The 23,837-nt window shown below is 60.3% G+C and carries 21 protein-coding genes; 11 read left to right on the top strand and 10 right to left on the bottom strand.

Annotation, left to right across the window (positions count from 1 at the left end; translation table 11 throughout):
- The first annotated feature begins 206 nt into the window (after positions 1 to 206).
- Positions 207 to 1,661 carry a mannose-1-phosphate guanylyltransferase/mannose-6-phosphate isomerase gene (locus AC3ISG_RS03990; RefSeq protein ID WP_122535838.1) on the top strand — a complete coding sequence of 485 codons (1,455 nt, stop codon included), beginning with the start codon at positions 207 to 209 and terminating at the stop codon, positions 1,659 to 1,661.
- 264 nt (positions 1,662 to 1,925) lie between these two features.
- Positions 1,926 to 2,300, top strand: coding sequence for a hypothetical protein (locus AC3ISG_RS03985; RefSeq protein WP_489298563.1), 375 nt, complete (start codon positions 1,926 to 1,928; stop codon positions 2,298 to 2,300).
- A 399-nt stretch (positions 2,301 to 2,699) separates the two neighbouring features.
- On the opposite strand, the gene AC3ISG_RS03980 is transcribed toward AC3ISG_RS03985, so the two are convergent.
- Positions 2,700 to 5,372, bottom strand: coding sequence for an RHS repeat domain-containing protein (locus AC3ISG_RS03980; protein WP_489298562.1), 2,673 nt, complete (start codon positions 5,370 to 5,372; stop codon positions 2,700 to 2,702).
- 286 nt (positions 5,373 to 5,658) lie between these two features.
- Here AC3ISG_RS03980 and AC3ISG_RS03975 point away from each other — a divergent pair, with 286 nt between their 5' ends.
- Together AC3ISG_RS03975 and AC3ISG_RS03970 are read left to right on the top strand one after the other, a co-directional pair.
- The gene (locus tag AC3ISG_RS03975) at positions 5,659 to 6,123 is read left to right on the top strand and encodes a multidrug transporter (protein ID WP_122535835.1); all 465 of its coding nucleotides are present in this window, start codon (positions 5,659 to 5,661) and stop codon (positions 6,121 to 6,123) included.
- A gap of 33 nt (positions 6,124 to 6,156) precedes the next feature.
- The gene (locus AC3ISG_RS03970; protein ID WP_489298561.1) at positions 6,157 to 6,981 is read left to right on the top strand and encodes an SDR family oxidoreductase; all 825 of its coding nucleotides are present in this window, start codon (positions 6,157 to 6,159) and stop codon (positions 6,979 to 6,981) included.
- A gap of 275 nt (positions 6,982 to 7,256) precedes the next feature.
- Here AC3ISG_RS03970 and AC3ISG_RS03965 read toward each other — a convergent pair whose 3' ends face one another.
- The 4 genes from AC3ISG_RS03965 to AC3ISG_RS03950 are packed head-to-tail and all read right to left on the bottom strand — an operon-like array spanning position 7,257 to position 12,067.
- Positions 7,257 to 8,129 (bottom strand): efflux RND transporter periplasmic adaptor subunit, encoded by an 873-nt coding sequence (locus AC3ISG_RS03965; RefSeq protein WP_489298560.1) that lies wholly within the window; start codon positions 8,127 to 8,129, stop codon positions 7,257 to 7,259.
- Between the two features lie 15 nt (positions 8,130 to 8,144).
- Complete coding sequence (locus AC3ISG_RS03960; protein ID WP_065991906.1) at positions 8,145 to 8,345, bottom strand: DUF1656 domain-containing protein; 201 nt, start codon at positions 8,343 to 8,345, stop codon at positions 8,145 to 8,147.
- Positions 8,335 to 10,533 (bottom strand): FUSC family protein, encoded by a 2,199-nt coding sequence (locus AC3ISG_RS03955; protein WP_489298559.1) that lies wholly within the window; start codon positions 10,531 to 10,533, stop codon positions 8,335 to 8,337. The genes AC3ISG_RS03960 and AC3ISG_RS03955 overlap by 11 nt, the downstream gene beginning before the upstream one ends.
- A 22-nt stretch (positions 10,534 to 10,555) precedes the next feature.
- Positions 10,556 to 12,067 (bottom strand): efflux transporter outer membrane subunit, encoded by a 1,512-nt coding sequence (locus tag AC3ISG_RS03950; protein WP_489298558.1) that lies wholly within the window; start codon positions 12,065 to 12,067, stop codon positions 10,556 to 10,558.
- A 180-nt stretch (positions 12,068 to 12,247) separates the two neighbouring features.
- On the opposite strand from AC3ISG_RS03950, the gene AC3ISG_RS03945 reads away from it, so the two are divergent.
- A complete protein-coding gene (locus tag AC3ISG_RS03945; RefSeq protein WP_122535312.1) occupies positions 12,248 to 13,195 on the top strand; it encodes a LysR family transcriptional regulator in 948 nt (315 codons plus the stop codon).
- A 99-nt stretch (positions 13,196 to 13,294) separates the two neighbouring features.
- A complete protein-coding gene (locus AC3ISG_RS03940; protein WP_205486763.1) occupies positions 13,295 to 14,269 on the top strand; it encodes a 2-hydroxyacid dehydrogenase in 975 nt (324 codons plus the stop codon).
- A 208-nt stretch (positions 14,270 to 14,477) separates the two neighbouring features.
- Here AC3ISG_RS03940 and AC3ISG_RS03935 read toward each other — a convergent pair whose 3' ends face one another.
- Positions 14,478 to 15,377 carry a DMT family transporter gene (locus AC3ISG_RS03935; protein ID WP_489298557.1) on the bottom strand — a complete coding sequence of 300 codons (900 nt, stop codon included), beginning with the start codon at positions 15,375 to 15,377 and terminating at the stop codon, positions 14,478 to 14,480.
- Between the two features lie 133 nt (positions 15,378 to 15,510).
- Here AC3ISG_RS03935 and AC3ISG_RS03930 point away from each other — a divergent pair, with 133 nt between their 5' ends.
- Positions 15,511 to 16,389 carry a helix-turn-helix domain-containing protein gene (locus tag AC3ISG_RS03930; protein WP_489298556.1) on the top strand — a complete coding sequence of 293 codons (879 nt, stop codon included), beginning with the start codon at positions 15,511 to 15,513 and terminating at the stop codon, positions 16,387 to 16,389.
- Here the strand turns inward: AC3ISG_RS03930 and AC3ISG_RS03925 are convergent.
- The 3 genes from AC3ISG_RS03925 to AC3ISG_RS03915 are packed head-to-tail and all read right to left on the bottom strand — an operon-like array spanning position 16,386 to position 20,414.
- Positions 16,386 to 18,743, bottom strand: a complete 2,358-nt coding sequence (locus tag AC3ISG_RS03925; protein WP_489299452.1) for a TonB-dependent siderophore receptor — start codon at positions 18,741 to 18,743, stop codon at positions 16,386 to 16,388. The two genes, AC3ISG_RS03930 and AC3ISG_RS03925, sit on opposite strands and share 4 nt — an antisense overlap.
- 55 nt (positions 18,744 to 18,798) lie before the next feature.
- Complete coding sequence (locus tag AC3ISG_RS03920; protein ID WP_489298555.1) at positions 18,799 to 19,812, bottom strand: FecR family protein; 1,014 nt, start codon at positions 19,810 to 19,812, stop codon at positions 18,799 to 18,801.
- Positions 19,809 to 20,414, bottom strand: a complete 606-nt coding sequence (locus AC3ISG_RS03915) for an RNA polymerase sigma factor (RefSeq protein WP_489298554.1) — start codon at positions 20,412 to 20,414, stop codon at positions 19,809 to 19,811. The genes AC3ISG_RS03920 and AC3ISG_RS03915 overlap by 4 nt, the downstream gene beginning before the upstream one ends.
- A gap of 293 nt (positions 20,415 to 20,707) precedes the next feature.
- Between AC3ISG_RS03915 and AC3ISG_RS03910 the strand changes: the two genes are divergently transcribed.
- From AC3ISG_RS03910 to AC3ISG_RS03900, 3 genes are all read left to right on the top strand, one after another.
- A complete protein-coding gene (locus AC3ISG_RS03910) occupies positions 20,708 to 21,130 on the top strand; it encodes an HPF/RaiA family ribosome-associated protein (protein ID WP_122535302.1) in 423 nt (140 codons plus the stop codon).
- A gap of 541 nt (positions 21,131 to 21,671) precedes the next feature.
- On the top strand, positions 21,672 to 22,001 hold the full coding sequence (locus AC3ISG_RS03905; protein WP_205486759.1) for a DUF3509 domain-containing protein: 330 nt from the start codon (positions 21,672 to 21,674) through the stop codon (positions 21,999 to 22,001).
- Between the two features lie 234 nt (positions 22,002 to 22,235).
- Positions 22,236 to 22,580, top strand: coding sequence for a YXWGXW repeat-containing protein (locus tag AC3ISG_RS03900; protein ID WP_122535300.1), 345 nt, complete (start codon positions 22,236 to 22,238; stop codon positions 22,578 to 22,580).
- 88 nt (positions 22,581 to 22,668) lie between these two features.
- On the opposite strand, the gene AC3ISG_RS03895 is transcribed toward AC3ISG_RS03900, so the two are convergent.
- Entirely contained in the window at positions 22,669 to 23,115 is a 447-nt protein-coding gene (locus AC3ISG_RS03895) for a phosphate-starvation-inducible protein PsiE (protein ID WP_122535298.1), read from the bottom strand.
- Positions 23,116 to 23,535: 420 nt separating this feature from the next.
- Here AC3ISG_RS03895 and AC3ISG_RS03890 point away from each other — a divergent pair, with 420 nt between their 5' ends.
- On the top strand, positions 23,536 to 23,802 hold the full coding sequence (locus AC3ISG_RS03890) for a YebG family protein (protein WP_122535297.1): 267 nt from the start codon (positions 23,536 to 23,538) through the stop codon (positions 23,800 to 23,802).
- Positions 23,803 to 23,837 lie beyond the last annotated feature (35 nt).

Genomic DNA, 23,837 nt, shown 5'->3' with positions numbered 1-23,837 from the left:
CACACAGTTGAATCTGGCCGAGAGGCCTCAGGCGCGCGCTTGATCGCAAGCGCGCTGCCACGGATTTACGGGATTAAGCGTTCGGCGTCAGGCACTGCGGAGCAAGCAGACAGCCAGGAGGACGCCGGGCGATGCAAGACAAAAACCAGAAAGACCGAAAAGACCTACAGCCCATTCGAACGATTTTTGCTTAACGGAGAAACAAAATGATTCCAGTGATCTTGTCAGGTGGTAGCGGTTCCCGACTCTGGCCTCTTTCGCGTAAACAGTTTCCAAAACAGTTCCTGGCGCTGACCGGCGAACACACCCTGTTCCAACAGACCGTCGAGCGTCTGCAGTTTGACGGCATGCAGCACCCGGTTGTGGTGTGCAACAAGGACCATCGCTTCATCGTCACCGAGCAGCTCGGTGCATTGGGTCTGGAAACTCAGGCCGTGATCATGGAACCGTTTGGTCGCAACACCGCGCCTGCTGTCGCCATCGCCGCGATGATGCTGGCCAATGAAGGTCGCGACGAGCTGATGCTGGTACTGCCAGCCGACCACGTGATCGACGATCAGAAAGCCCTGCAACGTGCACTGGCCCTGGCCACCGTCGCTGCAGAACGCGGCGAAATGGTGCTGTTCGGTATTCCGGCGACCAAGCCTGAAACCGGCTACGGCTACATTAAGTCCACCGCCGATGCCCTGCTGCCAGAAGGCGTCAGCCGCGTGCAGCAGTTCGTTGAAAAGCCTGATGAACAACGCGCCCAGGAATTCGTCCAGGCCGGCGGTTACTACTGGAACAGCGGCATGTTCCTGTTCCGCGCCAGCCGTTATCTGGAAGAGCTGAAAAAGCACGATCCGGACATCTACGACAACTGCCTGCTGACCCTTGAGCGCAGCAAACACGAAGGCGACAGCATCTCCCTGGACGAGGCAAGCTTTGCCTGCTGCCCGGACAACTCCATCGACTACGCCGTCATGGAAAAAACCCAGCGCGCGTGCGTCGTACCGCTTGATGCGGGCTGGAGCGATGTCGGCTGCTGGTCGTCCCTGTGGGACGTGCACGCCAAAGACGAGAACGGCAACGTTGCCAAAGGCGATGTCGTTATTCAGGACAGCCGCAACTGCATGATCCAGGGCAACGGCAAACTGGTGACCGTGATCGGCCTGGACAACATCGTTGTCGTCGAAACCAAAGACGCCATGATGATCGTGCACAAAGACAAGGTTCAGGGCGTCAAGCAACTGGTCAACACGCTGAACGAGCAAGGCCGCAGCGAAACCCAGAACCACCTCGAAGTCTATCGCCCGTGGGGCTCGTACGACTCCGTGGACATGGGCGGCCGTTTCCAGGTCAAGCGCATCTCCGTCAAGCCGGGCGCCAGCCTGTCGCTGCAGATGCACCACCACCGCGCTGAGCACTGGATTGTTGTATCGGGTACCGCTCAGGTCACCTGCGACGACAACGTGTTCCTGCTGACCGAGAACCAGTCGACCTACATCCCGATCGCCTCGGTTCACCGCCTGCGCAACCCAGGCAAGATCCCGTTGGAAATCATCGAAGTCCAGTCGGGCAGCTACCTGGGCGAAGATGACATCGAACGTTTCGAAGACGTCTACGGCCGCTCCACCCCAGGCATCGAAGCCGGCGTGAAGACCCAGACCATCGCGCGTTAATACCGCTTCACCCCGTAGTACTAGCCCCCGTCAATCCTCTGCGTATTCCCCATCCGCAGAGGGTTTTCGGGGGCTTTTTTAATCGTAGGAAAGCAGCACAACCCCGATGAACGCTTTGCTCCGGGTTTATTTCCGAATCCGCCTTTATTGAAAATTCTTATTGCGACATGTTATGACCTACTGTCATTGATGACAGTACTCAGGATGAATGGATTGTTTTAGTGTGGCGGTGCAGTATTTACCCTTCACTTTCAAGGAATGATCATGAAACATTCATCCGATTCAAAGAACGAATTTCCATTCGACTCGACGGCTATTCTTCCGACCCCTTCCCTAACGGAAGGAAAGATAGTCATTGGCAAACCTGTAACCGTTTTTTTTGATTTAACTAAATTAGAAATTTCAAGTCCGTATCAAATTGATTTTTCTTTCAGAAATGAGAGAGACGCTGGGCCTGATGCTGGCCGGGCGCCCTATCTCCCTGGTAAGGTTATTGATAAGAAGGTCGAGCTCGTGAGTTTTTTCAAGAGCGGCGAAAAAGTTAAAGTACGCGCCAACCTCTATTACTTGGTCAATGGCGCTGGCTCTGAGCCCATTGTGTCCGAGACAGCTTTTTCGGAAGCCTATACGGTAGTCTAATAAAAAACGATAGACGTAATTAGCCCTATTAAAGCCGCGCTGCGCCGCCACTTATCGCACCGGCTTTTTTCTAACAGAGACTGTTGCAGGTGCCTATGTCAGGCATGCTCGAATCCTGTGCGCGACGAATCAGCGCGCGTGCTATGACGGTTGGCAGGCCGCATACGCATATACCGGATTCAACAGCGCGCATCCTGCGGCAAGAGGTCCGCCGTAACTCAGGCGTTCGATGCACGACGCGTCAGTGCCGTCGCCTTCGAATATCGCCCGTGAGCGCAGCAACTGATCGTACTTAACCCGCCGTCGATTTCCACGCCCATCCAGTGATGATCCGCTGCACCGGCCTGACATGACTGCTCGGAGCGCGCGTCGAGCGACTCCGGTCTTGATCTGCATTTGTCAGTCCTGCTTGCGCAACCATCTTTCAGGAAACCGGGTTGCGTTGACCAATGCGGGAAAAGTGTCTGCATTCATCTGTAACAGCGAGGATCTCACGCCTCCATTGCCCACAAAGGTGGCCCTGCGTTGATGCCGGTTAGCCGCATCATCTGTTAACCCTTGCATGCTGGTCTCGTAAACAGGAGCAGTGCCACGCCTCTCGGAAGGACCTGATTTGACAACTCGCGACAAGGATTTTCTTATTTGTTTGCTCCAGGCTCGCACAGCCTTAGTGGTAGCATCGGCCTCAAGTTTCGGGTGCTTGTAATAATGGGTATCAACGGTGAAATTGACTGCATGGGTAGTTTCATGGATCAACGTCCAGGCAACTTCAAGCACATGATCCTGTTCAAGATGGGGGCGTGAAACGCCAAAGCTCTGGACAACATCCTGGAACTCTCCCGCAAATGAAGTACGTCCCATAAGCATGGATGGACCGTCAAAAAGCTCGATCTCAAGATCCGCGTGCGGCTCACCGAATGCTGTTAAGAGGTTCAAATAACTGTCGAGGCTTTCTGCTACGGCCTCTTTCGTTTCAGCGCGAATAGGTGCCGGCAGTTCACCAAACGTCGCGTCGAACGCTTTGACTACATCCTGGCTGGGTGACACTTCGCGAAGTTGATCACGCGTTCCAGCCACCAGATAACGTGCAGCGTCCAGCGCCTGCCTCATTTTCGCCAGCTGTCCAGGGCTGAAATCCCCCATTCCTGCGGCGACCACCACGACCTGGGGAACATCGTAAGGGGCTGCGCCTTGGGAGTCGCGATAGCGGATCGGTGAGTTACTGCAAAAGCAAAACAGATTGACCCCGCCTTGTTCACCCGTCGGATCCGGATTGATCCAGCGCATCAGCCACGGTGCGTAATACCGCAGGCCATAGTAGTAAAGCCCGGTCGCGTCCCGTTCTTTTCCTGAATAACGCACGGTTTTGTAGTGCGCTTCAATTTGGCATCGGCCGGCCCACCAGGCTGTGCCTCCAAAGGGGTAATAACTTTCCTGACTGATCAACAGGCATTGCTGATCCAGCTCCACCAGGCTTGACCCCAAGTGATCACTCAGCGTGTAACGCATCTGATCGTTGTCTATCGTCTCCGGCTTGCCCTCTACCCAGTGCAAAACCCGCACCGCGTTGCGTCCGCCAGGAGCGGTGATGACGTGCAGCGTTTCGCCAGTCGCGCTATTGGTGCGGATTTCCAGGCCCGGCAGATAACGTACGTCGTTCAAATGGACGACGTTTTTAGCCTGAACAGTCCGAATCTTGCGCACACGCAGGCCGGTTGCGTCATAGACGTAAACCTCACGGTCATCCAGTCCCGAGGGCCTGGCCACCAGGGTTACCCTGCGCAACTGGTTACGCGGGTTCCACTCAATGTTTTGCCCGGGCTCCAGCCGCTGCAAATTACCGTTGGCATCGAATGCGGCAGCAATCTCGGCGTCAGTTGGCGGCGTGTCAGTCAGTTGAGCCAGACACCGGTTGCTACCTTGGGCCGCCGCCAGCCTTTGCGAATGAATTTGCACGCCAACGTGACTGCGCTTGAGCAAATTGCCGCCCGCATCGTATTCGTAGTTCTGCCGGTAATTCGTCAGTCGGGAGGGGTCGATCGGCGATTGAAACACTGCACAATCCGGGCCTCGATTGACCGACGCCAGCTCCCGACCGGTGGCCTCGACAAGCTGATACAGCGTGTCGTACGTGAATGTGCTGATGGGCTTGGTGAGCTGATTGATGAAATGGCTTTGAGGGAGCGAAGCATCTTCAATGCTGATCACGTTGCCGACCGGATCGTAGGCGTAATGCAGATCCTGCAGTCTTTCGCCACCGGGAAGCGTCGACTGAACGTTCACCAGACGAGCGTTTTGTGTTGAATACGCCGAAGAGGTGACGACGCCATTTCCGGCTGTTTCTGAAACCGCGTGATTGAAAGCGTCGTATTGAATATCGCCCACCAGCGTTTCCGCTGGCAGGCCGGCTAGCTGCAAGCGGGTTTGCTTGAGCAGCCCGGCGACCGTCTGGGCAAAAAACCGGGTGTTTCCCATGGCATCGCGTTGTTCGAACATTTCGCCTGTGGGAGCGAATCGCCAGGCCATCCCGGCGCCGTCTCCGGGTTCCAGAAGCTGGTCGCAAGCTTCGTCGGAGTCAGGCCAACTGGACATGTTCGGATCATTGAGAAAACGCCGCACCTGCGAGCGCGAATTCCGGTTTATATCGAACGACGTATTGCACAGCGAGCCGGCCGGATCGTAATGCCTGACTAGTTGATTGCATTGGTTGGCGTGATGGTCATCAGGCCCTCCATAGCTCAAGCGCTCGACGCAGGTTCGTGCCGTACCGTCCCGTACGCACTGTTTTTCAAATAAGGCGATCGGCCGCAGCTGCTGGTCGTAGTCGACCCGCTGAACCATTCCGCGTCCGTCCCAGCCCCCGTCACGCTGCCCACCTTCCCCCACTGATTGAAGGCGCCACCCCGCATCGACGCTCTCGTAAAGCAGCCGCTCCCCGCTGAGCGAGAACACCACACTCACATTGCTCGTCGCGTCCGATGCCAGATCGGCGGCAGCCCATAGTCGTGGGTCCCAACGCGCCGTTTGCCTTCCTGCGGGGTCATAGCCAAGGCGGTCAACCCGCGCGGTCATGGGCACATCCGTTTGAGCCCGATAAAAGGACACCGTACGAACCGGCAGCCTGCGCGGCTCTATTACCGTGAGTGTCGGAGTATGGGTATGTAGCGGGCAGGAATGAGCCATGACCAGTGCAATCCGTTGCAGGAATACCGTAAGACTAGTGTGGCTCCGGACTTCTGACTGACCGCCGGTCCGGCTGGACGGTTGCGCTGGGCGGTTCGGGTTGAGCCATATCCATTAGCCCAACCCCCTCCCCTTTCGGTACGATGCCCGCATCTGCAATCGCGAGATCGACACGATGATTTTCGGCGCCGTACTCCTGTTCACCTGGCTGGTCCTGCTTTTGCGCTACCCCTCCAGAGCCCTGCCCGTTTCCTTGGCAGCAGCGGTCGGATTGGGCGTGGTGGCCGCGTTTGTGGTCTGGGAAGACAGCCGCGATGAGCAGCGCCTGGAGCGTCTGCAACTGCGCGTGAACTATATGCCGCAGCAATGCCCGACAGGTCGCCCGTTGCTGGTACTGATCGATAACGGCAATAAGGTTTCGCTGACTGAACTGCGCTGGAAAATCGCGGCCTACGCGCCGGGCGATACCGTCAACCTGGCCGAGGACACCTACACCGCGCCGCGGTATCGCGGGCCGGGCGATTTGTTGCCTGGCAGCCAGTGGCAAGATTGCTTGCCGATGCCGCCGCTGCGTCCGGGTTATCGGCCGCAAACCCTGGAGTTTCGTGCCGAACGCTTGCAAGGCACCTTCTCCGGCTGAGCGCCGCTCCTCTCTTTTTTCAAGGACTGAACCATGTCTGTGGTGTTGATCACCGGGTGTTCCAGCGGCATCGGCCGCGCCATGGCGGATGCCTTCAAAGCGGCAGGCCATGAAGTCTGGACAACCGCACGCAAGCCGGCGGATGTGGAAGCACTGACCGCTGCAGGTTTTCGCGCTGTCACGCTGGACGTCAATGACAACGCTGCGATTGATCGACTCGTCTCCGAGCTGGATCAACAGGGCAAAGGGCTCGACGTGCTGATCAACAACGCAGGCTACGGCGGCATAGGCCCGCTGCTGGATGGCGGTGTCGAGGCCCTGCGCAGGCAATTCGAAACCAACGTATTTTCCGTGGTCGGCGTGACGCGCGCGCTGTTTCCTTCGCTGCGCCGCAACAAGGGATTGGTGGTCAATATCGGCAGCGTGTCGGGCGTGCTGGTGACGCCGTTCGCGGGTGCGTATTGCGCGTCCAAGTCCGCCGTCCATGCCATGACCGATGCGCTGCGCATGGAACTGGCGCCTTTCGGCATCCGCGTGATGGAAGTGCAGCCAGGCGCTATCGACACCCGATTCGCGCAAAACGCCAGCCACGAGGCCGAGCAGGTGATTTACGAACATTCGCCGTGGTGGCCGTGGCGTGAAGGCATCCGCGCCAGAGCCAATGCGTCACAGGGCAATCCGACACCCGCCGCCGAGTTCGCCCGCGACGTGCTTACCGCCGTGCAACGCCGTCATCCCCCGCGCTTGCTGCGATCCGGCAACGGCAGCCGCGCGCTGCCACTCATGGAACATTTGCTGCCCAAGGCACTGCTCGAATGGATTCTGAGCAAGCGATTCAAGCTGGATAAGAAGGCTTAGCTGCCACAGCAAGCCCACTCAGGCGCGTACTAACCTGAGGTCGATGCAAGACTTGTGGGAGCGAGCTTGCTCGCGAAGGGGCCAGTACATCCGCAGCATTTTTAGCTGTCGGGCTGAAGTCTTCGCGAGCAAGCTCGCTCCCACAAGTCCTGCGTCCACTCGAAGCTGTGAGCTAGTAAGAGATGCCGAGTCCACCCCGATCCTGTGAGAGCAACCGGGGTGGTGCGCCACCTTGCTCGCGAAGGCTTACGTTCAGCCTCCATGTATCCCAGGCGCTACTGCAACGAACCTTCCTGCTCAGGATTCACAATCACCGTGCAGGTGATCCCCGCCGCCAGCACAACGCCTTCCGGCACGTGGTCCAGATGAATGCGTACCGGCACGCGCTGGGCCAGGCGCACCCAGTTGAAGGTCGGGTTGACGTCGGCAATCAGCTCGCGGCTCTCCGGATTGTCACGATCATAGATGGCGCGGGCGATGCTCTCGACGTGGCCCTTCATCACTTCGCCGCTCATCAACTGCATGTCCGCCGGATCGCCAACTCTGACGTGGGGCAACTTGGTCTCCTCGAAGAAGCCGTACACCCAGAACGAATTCCTGTCGACGACGGCCATCTTCGCTTCGCCGATGCGCGCGTAGTCGCCGCGATGCACGTTGAGGTTGGTGACGTAGCCGTCCACCGCTGCCAGCACCTTGGTGCGCTGCAGGTTCAACTGCGCGGCTTCGAGCTGCGCGACCGCCAGTTGATAATCCGCCTGGGCAGAGGTGGCGACGTTGCTGGCGTCTTCGCGGCTCTCGGCGGAGATCACCAGGGCGTCCATGTCTTTGCGTCGATTGGCGTTGACCTTGCGCATCTCCCACGTCGCCTTGCGCGACGCCACCATCGCCTCGGCCTGCTTCACCGCCAGCTGATAATGCTCAGGGTCGATCTGCATCAGCAGGTCACCTTTTCTCACCGGCTGGTTGTCCTTCACCGGCACATCCATCACCACACCGCTGACATCGGCAGCGACGTTGATCACGTCGGCGCGCACCCGGCCGTCGCGGGTCCACGGCGTGTCCATGTAGTGAATCCACAGCAGCCGGCCGATCCAGATGGCCAGGGCCAGAATCAACAAAGTCGCGATCAGACTGAAGAGCTTTTTCATCTCAACCAACGTGCCTCAACGGTAAACAGTGAGCGCCATGGCGCCGAAAATGCAGCTGAACAGGCTCAGACGCAGCAGCGCCGGATGCCAGAAAAAACGGTACAAGTCGAGCCCGGACATGAAGCGGTCCAGCGCCCAGGAAAGCACCATGGCCACCAGAAACATGACGGTCACGGTCGGCATGTAAACGCCGTGGAAGGCGAGTTCACGAGGCATTGAGTTGTCCTTGCGGCGAGGCCACAGATGCCTGCTCTGAAGTGGCGCCTGCCAGCGGCGATTGCGGGTCCAGCAGGCAGGTGCGGATGAAGTGCAGGTAGCTTTTCACCCGGCGCAACGCCGAGGTGTCGAAGTGCGGCGCGAAGGGCTCGTCGGTGCTCTGCACGCAGACGATGGCGTGATCGACGGCCGACAGGCTGCGCGCCAGGTTGTGGCGATCAGGCTGGATGAACAGACGAATCAGCGAGCGGCCCATGGCGCGAATCGCCTGCCGCCAGGGTTGCGATTCGGCGTAGCTGGGGTGTACCGGCAGGATGTCCTGCTCGCGGCGTAACTCGATGATCGCGTGGCCGATCTCCAGTACCACGAACATCCAGCGCAGCAGGTTGCGCTGCACCTCGGGTTTGCCGGCGGCCAGGCCATAGGCCTGATGCATCAGGTCACGGGTGCGGCTTTCGAAGCTGGAGCGAATCCCGCGCAGCGGCGCGCTGATGGCGAAACTCACTTGCTGGCGTAGATTGCCTTCCAGCCGCTGCCACAACCAGCGACTGTTCGGCGGCAGAATGATCGCCCCCGCTGCCGCGCACAGCAGCATGCCGAGGACCATGGCGATGTAGTCATTGATGAACGCATAGGGGTTGTAGACCGTGAGGTTGTCCGGCGCCGAACCGATGCTGAAGAAAATCAATAGCCCCAGTCCGTAGCCGACCCACTGCGGCCGTGTGGTCAGGAAGGTGCCGAGCACGAACACCGGCGCCAGCACCATGCACAACAGCGGAAAACCATCGATGCGCGGCAGCACGAAAAAGGTGATGAAAAAACCCAGCACGGCGCCCAGGAATGTCCCGCACGCCATCTGAAACGACATACGCCTCGGGTTCGGCGTGGTCGCGGAAAGCGCCACCGTGGCGGCGGACACGAGGGTCATCGACGCACCGCTCGGCCAGGCCGTGGCCACCCAGTAAACCGACATGACCGCGAGGATGAACGTCGCGCGCACGCCGGACGCCAGCGACGACAGCCAACTGGTGGTGGACACGAACGGCTCGACCCACTTTTCCCGCACATGGCGGTGATCGGCCAGGGACGCGTGGGTCTGGGCGTAGTCGTGCATGTCGTCGACGAAGCGATACAGCAACTCGTAAGCGGTGTGGAAATCCAGCAGGTCCTCATCGCCGGGCTCGGTCTTGACGAACGCGGCGCGCAGGCTGCGCACGTGTTCTGGCAAATCGGCCTTGTACACGCTCAACCGATTGGCGAGCAGCGCGGCGTCGGCGTTGGTCAGCGCGCGCCCGGCGAAAGGCTCCAGCAATCCAGTCAGCGACTTCAGGCCGGGCTCGATGGCCTGCACCGCCGGCGTCACGCCGCGCCGACGCAAGCGCTCAAGCAACTGATGCAAGGCGTTGAAGCGCGTGGTGATGGTCATGAACTCGCTGTTCAGGCGATTCAATCGACCGTTGCGGCGGCGCATGTGCGGGTCTTCGAACACCGTGACCGCGCGCAGGCCTTCGAGCCCGACGGCATCGGCGATGAAGCGCACATTGCTGGCTTCGAACGACGCCGGATCGCTCTCGCCGCGCAGGCCGGTGATGACGAACTGGGCGAAGGTCCCGAAGCGCTGGTACAAGGTGTTGCGCATCGCTGCGCCGGCGCTTTGCGGCAGGATCGCGGCGCTGACCAATGTCGAACAGACGATGCCCAGAGAAATTTCCAGGACACGCCACATTGCTGCCATGAACGAGGTGTCGGGGTGAGCAAGCGCTGGCAACCCGGTCATTGCGGCGGTGTAGCCAGCCAGCACAAAACCATAGGCACGGAAGTTGCGATAGCGCGCGGCCCCGGCGCAGCAGAAGCCGACCCAGATCGCCAGACTGCCGAGGAACAGCTCGCTGTTTTGCGCGAACAGCGCCATCAGCGTGACCATCACCACAGAACCAGCGACGGTGCCAAGCAGGCGGTAAAAACTCTTGGCGAACACCTGACCGCTCTGGGGCTGCATGACGATGAACACGGTGATCATGGCTGTACGCGGCTGCGGCAGTTCCAGGCGCATGGCGATCCAATAGGTCAAAAATGCCGCAGTCAGCACCTTGGCGATGTAGATCCACGTCACGCCATCGCTGCGCGCCCAATCATTAAGGCCGCGCCGCCATTCGAGGGATTTGAGCCAGTTAAAAGCGGCGTTCATCGCCAGGCCCTGCCGAAGCGCATCATTTATCAAACACCGCCAGTGACACCGGCGTTTTCGGGGCAGCGGTCTTTTCCGGCGCAGGCGAGTCATTGCCGGCCATCAAGCCGCCGCCCAGCGCCACCACCAATTGCGCGTGCACCGTCAGGCGTTCGGCCTGGACGTGTTGCTGGACCTGCTGCTGATGGAACAACAGCGTCTGCGCGTTGAGCACATTGAGGTAATCGGTCAGGCCGCGTGTATAGGCAACCATCGCGATGTCGTAGGTTTTCTGCGCGGCGGCCACCGATTGATCGGCGAACGCTTGCTGCTTGTCCATCGATTCGCGACGAATCAGCTGATCGGAAATGCTCTTCAGCGCCATCACCAGGGTCTGGTTGTACTGCGCGACGGCTTCGTCATAGCCCGCCGACGCCACGTCCAGTTCCGAACGCAAACGCCCGCCGTCGAAGATCGGCAAGGTGATCGCCGGGCCCACGCTGTAGTTGAATTTCTTGCCGGCGAGGAATTCCAGCATGCCGCCGCCAGTGGCCATGTAACCCAGGCTGCCCATCAGATCGACGTTCGGATAAAACCCGGCATGGGCCACATCAATGCCCCGCGCTTGCGCCGCCACCCGCCAGCGACTGGCGACCACATCCGGGCGCTGCCCCAGCAATTCGGCGGGCAGCGCCGACGGCAACTTCAACGCCGCGTTCAACGACAGCGTCGGACGCTGCAAACTCGCGCCCTCGCCCGGGCCTTTGCCCGCCAGCGCGGCGATCTGATTGCGGCTCAGGGCAATGGCCTCATCCAGCGCGTCAATCTGACGTTGGGTTTCAGGCAAAGGGGTTTGCGCCTGGCTGACTTCGAAATGGGTGCCGATGCCGCCTTTCAGGCGACGCTGGGCCAGTTCAACGATCTGCTGCTGTTGCGCGAGGGTCGCTTCGGCGATATCGCGCTGGGCGTAGGTGAGCGACAGCTGGATGTACGCGCGGACGATGTTGTCCTGCAATTCCAGCTGTGCCTGACGCTCCTGGGCCGCACTCATGTGCGCCATGTCCAGCGCCTGTTCGGAGTGATTGCTTTCCTGGCCCCACAGATCAAGGGAATAACTCAGGCCCAGCGAGGCGTTGTTATCCCACGTGCTGGTGTTCGACAGCTCGCCCGGGCCGTAGAACTGATCCGTCGGCCAGTTGTGCCGTTTCAAGGTGCTGTCGCCGGAGATGTGCAGGGATTCCGCCGACTCCGCGATGCCCGCCATGGCCTTGGCCTGACGCACGCGCGCAGCGGCGATCGCCAGGCTGGGGCTGCCCAGCGCGGCCAGTTCGATCCAGCGATTGAGTTGGTCGTCGCCATAGGCGCGCCACCACTGACCGGCCGGCCAGTGGGCGTCTTTGTCGGCCGCCTTGATGGCGTCGTCGGTGGCCAGCACGTCGGGCGACAACGCTGTGCCTTGTGGGGCGATTCCGCCAGTTCCGATGCAGCCGCTGATGAGTAACGTTAAAGCCCACACACTGAGGGGCTTGAGCCCTCTGACGAGACGACGCGGCACTGCTGCAATTACCTAATGGAGGGGGAATCGATGATGCGGCGATTCTAGGGGGCGTCTAGTCCGGCGATAAGCCGGGACTTCTGCGAATCTTTGTTACCGAACAGGAGATAATCCTTTGGTATGGCTGACATGGATCAGTTACTTCATGTCACAATTTGCTATCTCACCTGAGAACGGCCAATGGACACTCTGCAAAACATGCGCGCCTTCACTTGCGTGGCGCAGGCGGGCAGCTTCACCGCTGCCGCCGCTCAACTGGACACCACCACCGCAAACGTTTCGCGCGCAGTCTCCAACCTCGAAGCCCACCTGCAAACCCGACTCCTCAACCGCACCACGCGACGCATCGCCCTGACCGAAGCGGGCAAGCGTTACCTGCTGCGTTGCGAGCAGATCCTCGGCTACGTGGAAGAAGCAGAAGCCGAAGCGAGCGACGCCCATGCGCGCCCTTCCGGACAATTGAAAGTCCATTCAATGACCGGCGTAGGCCAGCATTACGTTATCGACGCGATTGCCCGCTATCGGCGCAATCACCCGGACGTGTCGTTCGACCTGACCATGACCAACCGCGTCCCCGACCTGCTCGAAGAGGGGTACGACGTGTCCATCGTGCTCGCCAGCGAGCTGCCGGACTCGGGCTTCGTGTCCCAGCGACTGGGCATCACCTACAGTATCGTTTGCGCCTCGCCCGCCTACATCAAGGCGTTCGGCATGGCGCACCGGCCGGCCGACTTGCTCAATCACGCCTGCCTGCGCCTGGTCAGCCCGGTGTTCCCCCTGGAAAAATGGGCCTTCGACGGCCCCGAAGGTCAGGAAACCGTGACCATCGGCAACTCGCCGTTTCTGGTGAATTCGGCCGACGCCATGCAGGCGGCGATCAGCAGCGGCATGGGCATCGGGATTCTGCCGATCTACTCGGCGATCGAAGGTTTGCGCAATGGCTCGCTGGTGCGGGTATTGCCGCAGTACCGGTCCCACGAGCTGAACCTGTACGCGATCTACCCGTCGCGGCAGTACCTGGATGCGAAGATCAAAACCTGGGTCGAGTACCTGCGCGGCTCGCTGCCGGAAATCATGGCCGCCCATGAAGCGGACCTTCAGACCCATGTGTTGCCGGAGACGGTTTAGTCATCATCCACGCGCAACGGCGGTGACCCTGCCAATCCCTCGGCAAGAATGTTAGCGTGCTACGCATTGCCCTTCTGACCTGCCGAGAGAAGCTATCCGATGAAAAAGACCGTCCTTGCCTTCAGCCGCGTGTCCCCGGAAATGGCCGAGCGCCTGCAGCAAGACTTCAACGTGATCATCCCCGATCCGAAAAAGGGTGATCTGAACGAGCAGTTCAACGAAGCCCTGCCCCACAGCCACGGCATGATCGGCGCCGGTCGCACGCTGGGCCGCGAGCAGTTGGAGAGCGCGAAGCAGCTGGAGGTGGTGTCGAGCATTTCGGTCGGCTACGACAACTACGACGTCGGCTACCTCACCGAACGCGGCATCATGCTGACCAACACCCCCGACGTGCTGACGGAAAGCACCGCCGATCTGGGCTTCTCGCTGATCATGAGCAGCGCCCGCCGCGTCGCCGAACTGGACGCCTACACCAAGGCCGGCAACTGGAAGCGCAGCATCGAGGCGCCGCATTTCGGTACCGATGTCTACGGCAAAACGCTGGGCATCGTGGGGATGGGGAACATCGGCGCGGCGGTCGCGCGACGGGGTCGTCTGGGTTTCAACATGCCGATCCTGTACAGCGGCAACAGCCGCAAGACCGCCCTCGAGCAGGAACTGGGTGCGCAATTTCGTACGCTGGACCAACTGCTGGCCGAGTCGGATTTCGTCTGTCTGGTGGTGCCGCTCAGCGAAAAGACCCAGCACATGATCAGCACGCGCGAACTGTCACTGATGAAAAAGAGCGCCATTCTGGTAAACATCGCCCGCGGCCCGATCGTCGACGAACCGGCGCTGATCAAGGCGCTGCAGGACGGCACCATTCGTGGCGCCGGGCTGGATGTGTACGAGAAAGAGCCGCTGTCTGAATCGCCGCTGTTCGCCCTGAGCAACGCGGTGACGCTGCCCCACATCGGTTCGGCGACTGACGAAACCCGCCAGGCCATGGCCGACCGCGCCTACACAAACCTGCGCGCCGCGCTGCTCGGCGAGAAACCGCAGGATTTGGTGAATGCGCAGGTGTGGAAGGGCTGAGTGTCACAGCTCTGATGATCATTCCCACGGTCCCCGTGGGAATGGCGCTCCCGGCGCTCCGCGCCATTTCAGCGGGGATGACGCGGAGCGTCACAGGCTGCATTCCCCCGCAGAGCGCGGGAACGATCAACGCTCTCAGGCCCGTCCGTGATCGTTCACACGGCCCCCGTGGGGATGCCGCTCCCGGCGCTCCGCGCCAGCCAGCCTCTCAGGCCAGTTTCGCACCCACCGGCGTAACCACCCTCGGTTTCCTGAACACCAGCACATTCCCGGCCATCACTAGCATGAGCCCCATCAACGCCGGGGCGGTCCATTGGTAGCCTTCGGCAAACGCCGACACATTCAACGCCACCACCGGAAACAGCACCGTGCAATACGCCGCGCGCTCCGGCCCCATGCGGCCGACCAGGGTGAGGTAAGCCGTAAAGCCAATCACCGACCCCGGCACCACCAGATACAGCAACGAGCCGATGTACCGCGCGTTCCACTCAAAACCGAACGGCGTACCGCTCAGCACGCAATACACGCACAGCATCGTTGCGCCATACAGCATGCCGTAGGCGTTGGTGGTCAGCGGACGCAGACCGGCCTTCTGTTGCAGGCTGGAAAGCATGTTGCCCGCCGAGAAACACAGCGTGCCCAGCAGGGTCAGTGCCAGGCCGATCAAGGTCTCGCGGCTGGCGCTGTGCCCGGCCAACTCCGGCCAGAACAGGCACGCCAGACCCATCAGCCCCAGCGTCCCGCCCAACACGACGTTGCGCGCGATTTTCTGTTTGAAAAATATCCGGGCGTTGAGGGCGTTCCACAGTGTCGCGGTGGAAAACACCACTGCCACCAGACCGGTCGGGATCCACTGGCTGGCGGTGTAGAAGCACGTGAAGTTGACGCAGAACAGGCACAGCCCTTGCGCCAGGCAGATGAGCTGGCCGCGACGATTGACCTTCTGCAGTTTCCCGGTCGCCAGCAACAACGCGAAGATGATCAGCGCCGCAAGGCCGAAGCGGTAGACGATCGACACTGGAATGGCGACTTCGCCCACTTGCAGTTTCAAGGCAATCCAGGTCGTGCCCCAGATCAAAACGGTCAGCAGATACAACGTGATGTTCATGTCAGGCTCCCCAGTGAAGCCTCAGTCTGGCGGCGCGCCGAGGCGCCCACTTGCAGAAACTTGCGCATTTGATCGTCACGCCGCTGGCAGGCGGCAGCGCTCGGAGTAGGATGCGAGGCGTAGAGGAGCCCCTATGTCGTCACTCGAAACCATCCAGGTTTTTCAATCCCTGAACAGCTCGCCCCACGCGCAGCTGGAAAAGTGCGCGCCCTTGGGCGACGGAGTGATGGCGGCCCTGTGGAACAACCGCCATGACGCACAGAACTATCACGCGCCGACGCACCACACGCTGTCGTGTTACATCGACGGCGGCACCGGAACCTTCCGCCGCGATCAGCCAGACCGAAAAGGCGCTCCCGACAAGATCTGCACGCTGCCCGCCGGCCATCAATCTTCCTGGGTAGTAAACGGTGAAATCCGTCTGGCGCATCTGTACATCAGCCCCGAACAGTTCGCCCTCAATTGCGTCACGCTGCTGGATCGCGAGCCGCGCCAGCTGGCGTTGCAGGAGCACACGTTTCTGGACGATCCGCTGCAGGCCGAGCGCTTTCATCGTCTGATCCGCATGGACTGGTGCGAGCCGGGCGAACGCATGCTCACCAGCAGCCTGGCCCATGAACTGCTCGATCACATGGTCCTGCGCCAAGTAGGACTGCGCGAAGGGTTGCGATTGAAGGGCGGGTTGGCCCCACACTTGCGCCGTCAGTTGGTGGAGTTTATCGAGCAGAATCTTGCCGATCCCTTGAGCCTCGGCCAGTTGGCGGGCATGTGCGCGCTGTCGGAATACCACTTCGCGCGGATGTTCCGCGAAAGCTTCGGCCTGCCGCCCCATCAATACCTGCTCGCCCGGCGCCTCAACCGGGCACGGGAACTGCTGCGCTCACCGCGCAAGCCGTTGGGCGAGATTGCGCTTGAATGCGGCTTCGCCAGCGCCAGCCATTTCAGCAACCGCTTCAAACAGTCAGTCGGCGCAACGGCGGGCGAGTACCGGGCTGCGTTTGAGGCGCGTTAAAACTCCAGCGTCGTCGCCATGACCACCTGCCGCGAATCCCCCAGCGACACGAAGTAACGGCTCACCGCCGAACTGTAATAGGTGCGATCAAACAGGTTCTTCACGTTCAGCTGAAACTTCACTTTTTGCCCGTCCAGACGGGTTTCGTAAGTCGCGAAGGCATCGGCGACGGTGTAACCGGGCAGCTCAAAATCATTGTCCGGATTGCCCGCGCGTTCGCCCACATAATGGGCACCTGCTCCCGCGCGCAGCCGATCCGCGCCCAGCACGGCGCCAAAGTCGTACACCGCCGAAACCGACCCGCTGTGCCGGGGTACGTTCTGCAAGCGGTTGCCTTTCAGGGTCGGGTCTTCAACCACCCAGGCGTCGGTGAAGGCGTAACCGCCAATCAGGCTCCAGCGTTCTGACAGCTGCCCGCTCACGTCAAGTTCTACCCCCCGCGAGCGCACCTGACCCGCCGTGGTGTACACGGTGTTCGCTGTCACCGAGTCAAAATTCGCCACCAGCACGTTGCGTTTTCTGATGTCGAACAGCGCCAGTGTCGCACTTATGCCATCGGAAGAATCCCACTTGGCGCCCAGCTCCCACGCTTTTGATTCTTCGGGCAGCGTCGCCGAATCCAGAACGGTGCCGCCCGCCAGCGTGGCGATGCTGGAGTTGGGCTTGAATGCCTCGGTGTAACTCCCATACACCGACAGCTCATCGCTGTAGCGGTAAACAAGGCCGGCTCGGGGAATCCACTTCTGCCCGTTCAAATCGGTGTTTCGCGTGAACGGCGAGCCTTTACCAGCCTGTTGATCAAACACTTGATAACGCGCGCCCGCGACGAAAATCCAGCGATCGCTGAGGTGCACGGAGTCCTGAGCAAACACCGAGTCGCTGCGCAGGATGTCGAGCTGATGGCTGTCCGCCGCACTGACCTGAGTGCCCTCCGCTTCCCGGCCATACACCGGATTCACGTAGCTGAACGTGCTTTGGCTTTTCTGGCGGATCAGTTCACCGCGCGCGACTTTGCGGTATTCGTCGTCGACGCCGATCAGCAGTTCATGCCGCATGCCGGCCAATGAGGTATCGCCATTCAGGGTCAGGGTGGTGAAGCGATCGGTGCTGAGGGCGTTGCCGGTACCGTCGATGGAGCGGGTCAGTGTGCCGGTGGCCGGATTGACGGCGGTCACCCGCACCTGACTGGCGTCGTAGGTCTCACGGTTGTAGCTGTAACCGAGGTGGGCTTTCCAGGTGTCATCGAAGCTGTGATCGACCTCGAATCGATACAGATCCGAGCGCCCTTCCATGTTGTTGAAGGGCTCGTCCAGACGGCGGGTCGCGGGGATGTTCAACGGACGGTTGGTGCGCGGGTCGATTGCCGTGCCGCGATCAAACGGCGAGAGAAATTCCCGGTGCTCGTAGGACGCAAGCACTTCGGTGTCATCGCCATACCAGGCAAGGGACGGCGCCACTAACGATTCACGGTGCACGCCGTAATTGCGCCAGTAATCTTCGTCCTCGTGGTCAACGATCAGGCGGTACGCCAGACCGGTCGACGCCCCTTCAGCGCCATCAATGGCGCCGGTGCTATCGAACGCTGCGCCGCTGCCGTTCTTGCCTGAACCGTAACTTGAACCTCGGGCCGTCAGGGCGTTGGCCGACGGCAACTGCGGGCGCTTGCTGACCACATTGATGACCCCGCCCGGGTCCTGAATGCCATACAACAGCGACGCCGGCCCTTTGAGGACTTCGACGCGTTCGGCCGTGGCATTCAGGTTGCGGCCCTGCACCACCGGCATGCCATCGCGCATGATCGACCCGTCACGATTGTCGCCAAAACCGCGCTTCATCAACGTGTCCTGGGTGCTGCCGAGGGTATTACCCTGGGTCACGCCGCTCACGTTGGCCAGCGCATCGTCGAGGTTGCGCGGCGCCTGATCGCTCAGCACCTGCGCAGGAACGGTACTCACCGCCTGCGGGCTTTCCAGCGACGGGGTTGTGCTGCGCATCACTGATGCCACGGCGGGCGGCTGATAGCTGTAAACGGTGCTGCGAGTGGAGGCGATCTGCGTCGCGCCAAGGGTGACCGCGCCCTCGGCTGGCGGGGACTGCAGCGTAAAGGTGTCGTCGGTGGCGCGGCGGAATGTGAGGGCGGACGTACTCAAGAGCAGGCGTAATGCCTGTTCCGCACTGAATGAGCCGATCAACGCAGGAGCATCGACCGCGTAGGGCGCATCCTGGGTGTAAATCACGCCCTGCCCCGTGACCCGACTGAAATCCCTCAGTGCTTGAGGCAGCGGTTTGGCCGGGATCGAAAAGTCGTAGGCCGGCACGGCTGCCTGGGCGCATGCGCTCCAGACCGCTACCACCGAAACGCCACACCACCTTTTCACATCAATCAATCCCGTTTGAATACGAAACACCTCAACCGCTCGCGTGCGATCTACGGATCACAATGACCCGCCCGAGGGCTTCGAACTGCTCAAAACCAAGGACGGACTTCAGAGCTGCCAGCACGGCCTGCGGGTCGCGGCTGGGGAAACTGCCGCTGACGGTCTTCGCGGCCAGCTCATCGTTAAGCAACATGATTCGCCCCGGGTAATAGCGGTTAAGGTCGTTAATCACATCGGCGAGGGGCGTACGGGAATAATTGAGCCAACCCTGACGCCAGGCCAATTGGCTTTCAGTGTCGACGGGCTGCGGATCAGTGACGCGTTCGCGGTCATAACGGGCCTGCTGACCTGCCGTCAGGATCAGCTGCGGCGCATCGGCGTCTGCCTTCACGCCAACGCGGCCCGACAGCACGGTGACTTGCGCGCCGGCAGGTTGCAGTCGCACCTCGAACTGTGTGCCCAGCACCCGCGTTTCACCGCGCCCGCCGTCGACCACGAACGGCTCGCCGTTGTGGATAACCTGAAAGAATGCGGCGCCACGGCGCAGCTCGACATGCCGTTCTCCGTCGCCGAAATGCACGGCGATGGCGCTGTCGGCGTCCATCGTGACCTGCGACCCGTCTGCCAGGATCAACGTTCGGACCTGCCCCGGCGCCGACACATAATCGGCGTTCAAATCCTCTGCCCAGCGCTGAGGATTCCAGCCCGTCGCGACGCTCACCATTAGCAGCAGACACGCCGCCATCGCCAGCGCCGCTCCCCAGCCCGGCAAGCGTTGCGGCGGGGGTGCGTCCATTTTCCGCAGCAAGGCGTCGAGCGCGACGGCGTCTTCGCTGGCCAGTGTGGTGGCAGGCTCTTCACTGAGTTCCCATAGCACCTGAGCCTGAGCGTAAGCCTGGGCATGGGCCGGGTCGGCGTGCAGCCAGCGGCTGAAACGCGCCTGATCGGCGATCGTCGGCTGGTTATGCAGCACACTGAGCCAGCTCAGGGCCATGGTGTCGGGATCGGCATTTGAATGAGTTTTCGGATCGGGGAAGGCGTTCATCGACGACCCCCTCCGGATTTCCCGACAGGGGGTACAACCCAAGCGACGTCCTGGTTAACGCTCGCCTTGCAGGCCTGCAGGGCCCGCATCATGTGTTTCTCCACGGCACTCTGCGAAAGCCCCATGGCCTTGGCGATTTCGGCATATTTGCGTCCGTGGATACGATTGAGCAGGAAGATCTGCCGGGTTTTCTCCGGCAATGCGCGCAACGCCGTTTCGATGTGGCGCAGATCATTGCTCGCCTCCAGCGCCGCCTGGGGTTCGTCAGTGTCGGGCCGATGCGCGTCAGGCAGCATCTCGTCGCTGAGCCGGGCACGGGTGCCTTCATTGCGCAGATGGTCAATGGCGATATTGCCAGCACAGCGCAGCAGATAAGTGTTGAGCTCTTCGACCTGGACCAGCGGGCGCCTCCAGAACCTGAGGAACAGGTCCTGCACCAGATCCGCTGCCGTCGCCCGGCAACCCACTCTTCGGCTGACCAGCGCCTCCATTTGCGGACGCTGGGACAGAAACACTTCCAGAAACCGTGCGCGTGCAGCCTTCGGAGCCTCGTGGTCGAGGTCCTGGCACGCTGAGTTCAAGGATGGAGGTGGATCGATCATGGTTCAGGCACGGCAGTGGGAATGATGCGAGGCGCGATATTAATGATAAATATTCTCATGCGCAAAAGATGTCCGACGAATCTCGCAACAAATCTGCAGCGGCTGAAACCCGACCGTGAAAAGACGTGGCCCAGCAAAAATGGACTTGCCGGTCGAGTTCCCGCATTCGCGAAATATATTCTCGGTTCCAAGGGGTTGAATTGTTCGTGGATCGGCGCCAACACTGTGAATGAGGGCAGACGAAAAACACCTCGTCCAGACTCTCCCGAGCAAGCCAAAGTAAGGGAAGAACTATGCAAATCCAGGTCAACAGCGATAACCACATCGAAAACAGCGTCCGTCTGGAGGAGTGGGTACGAACCACGGTTGAAACTACGCTCGAACGATACGAAGAGGATCTGACCCGCGTTGAGGTCCACATCAACGACGAAAACGGCGACAAGCCCGGCCCGCATGACATCCGTTGCCAGATGGAAGCCCGGCCAAAAGGACACCAACCTATTTCCGTGACCCACAAGGCCGATTCGATTGATCAGGCAGTGGATGGCGCAGCGGTCAAACTCGACCACGCGCTGGAACATCTTTTCGGAAAACTGCGCGGCAACAAACGCGGTGCGGCTCCGGTAATTGAAAGCGATCTGGACGACGAGCCGGTCAGTGCTGACGCGCTGCTCGAAGAAGAATTTCTCGAGAAGGATGACGCGTTGCACGGCTGATGCGGCAGCCTTGAAACACTGAACTGCTGAACGAGGGGCGGGCCTGGAAACGGGCCCGCCTCTTTTTTTTGTGCGGCCATCCAGCGGCGAGCGCAAGAGTGATTAGCTCCGCTAAACACAGCCGCCAGTTCATTTGCCAACCCGGTGCACACTAACAACGCATGAAGCGCGCAAATGGTGCCGGGTTGTAAACACCCAAGCGATTGGCCAGTACACGATGGACGTCGGAACCGTGACCTTGTTGGCAACTCAGCGCCTCGCGGTCCGCCCATTGGGAGCATTTACACCTTTCGTCCCTTGTGGCCCAAACCCTGCAAGCTTTGTATCGTCGAGCTTACAACTCACCTGCGCGGCGCGAGCTTATTGGCCCCCCGCGCAGTGACTCGCTCAATGAGACGACCTTTCAACGGAACACTTATGGATACCACCGTGACTTCAGCGAGCGCGGCCAGGGCAGGAATCATCAACCGTTGATCGGCTTCGAGAACTAAAGGGATTCACCCCCAGTCAACTTATGCAGATCGTTAACAGGTAACAGGCCATGGATAACCCTTTTCAACTGATCACCGACGCCTTCCATCCCGATTATCGGGTCAACCTGAGTATCCAGGGCCTCGACGGGACCATCATGCTGACGCTGTCGAATGAATCAGGTGTGGTCGCCAAACGCTTGCTCAGTGCTGAGCAACGCAATTCGCCCAAGCGCCTGCGTCGCTTGATCGAAAGTATCCAGTTCGGCATCGCCATCGAACAGGGCCACAGCGCCATCAAAATCCTGGCAGCCATGACCGACGGTGACCTTAAGCAACTTTCGCCGCCGCCTGCCCGATCCAGTTTCCTGAGCCGTTCGCAGTCGGCAGCCGGCATCTGATTTCTGATACGCATGGAGTGAGGTGATATCCATCGCCTCGCCAGCGCAGCCTCTTCGGGGCATCATTCTTGATGCGCCCTGCCACCTGCCGACGATCGCCAACGCCCCTGTAACTCCCGCCGATTCAGCCCCCAGACAGAAAGCACCTGTTACAACAAACCTGTAGCAAGCCGGCTGCCCCGTCTGAACAAAAAACGGCGAGCAGCAGAGTCTGGACAAGTCTGAGGTGACGATATGTCTCTACGATACATAGCGCTGATTGGCGCGCTGGCGCTCGCGACCGGCTGCGTGGAAGAAAGAGTGGTGCACGAGCGCCGAGTGGTCGACCGACCCGCGCCCCGCGCCGAATACGTCGAAGTCGTCGCCCCGCAAGCGCCGCCCGTGCGCGTTATCGAAGAAGAACCGGCTCCGCGTCCAGGCTACATCTGGTCCCGCGGCTACTGGCGCTGGAACGGCAACCGCTACGTCGCCGAACACGGCCATTGGGAAGCGGTACGGCCGGGCTATCGCTATCAACATCCGTACTGGGAAAGCCGAGGCGATGGCTGGCATTACCATGTTGGGGTGTGGGTGAACTGACTGTTCTTCGCACATGAAAATGCCCCGCTGAGACGGGGCATTTTTTATGGGGTTGCTCACTGGCTTGGTGGTGACCAAGTGAATCGGCTTACTCCACCTTCTCCTGCACCGACGGATACCTCGACGAGGAATACCTCACGACCAGAATCGAAAAAGCCAGCAAAAGCACGCCGCCACACACATAAATAATCCCCAGATCCGGCGCCTTGTGATGGGATACGTCACTGATCAGCAAGCGGATCAACGCGGTCACCCCGATATAGAGCAAGAACCGCAGGGGCATGTGGTTGGTCTTGAAATAAATCCCGACCATCGCACCTAGTTCGAGATAGATGAACAACAGCAAAATATCATCCACGGCGATGTATTCTTGCCCGAGCATGCCGATGAAGGCTTTTATCGCGGCATAGGCAGTCACCGCGCCGATGCCGAACAGCGCCAGGTAATGAAACGCCTCAACGGCCAGATTGCCCAGGCTATTGGCGCCGCCATGAAGCTTGGCCCGCATTCGATCTGCCCATCTCACACCACCCATCCCTCACCTCCCCTGACCAAACCAAAACTGTTCATAACTAACGCTGCGATTGAGCACAGCGGTGGAGCGGTCGACGCAGGGCTATGGCCACGTTGATGTTCACGATGTACTTCCTTGAGTAACCCGGACCGGATGATGCTACGCGCGCCTGACGATTTGCTCGTGCGCGCATGGCTGTAGGCAAGCATTAATAGGGCCATCGGCTAAGGTTGAGAACGTGACCAGATGTCGCAAGGTGGCGCCCGACAAAAAAGTGAGCGCGCACCCCCTACCCAAGCTGCGACGATTCACCTATGCTGCGCACTGTATAAATACACAGTAAAAAGACGGAGTACGCTGTCTTTGCATCATCTGTCGGCCACAAGCGTTGAGCGCCCGGGCTGATCCCTTACAACTCTGGAAATGACGACGAGGCCAACAATGGCTGTTGAAACCCTTTACCGCAGTACCCGTGATTTGGAGACTACGTTCGTGGACCGCAAACTCGCCGATGCCCATGATCAGATGCTGGAACTGGCCGAACTGCTCACCGACGTGCTGATGAAAAACGTCGATGGCCTCTCCGAAAAACATGCAGAAGACGCCAGCATTTTCATGGCGAAAAACCGTGCCGTCTTCGCGGCCGCTTTCAAGAGCAACGCCCTGGCCCTCAACGAGCTGGCACCTGCGGCTGAGCAGGCAGAGTGATCAGACCCGCGACGTCAGCTTCAGCCAGTTGAATG

This window comes from Pseudomonas sp. GL_135 (genome assembly GCF_057834665.1).
Note: the sequence above shows the minus strand (reverse complement) of the source record. Positions and strands in the feature narration are given on the sequence as shown.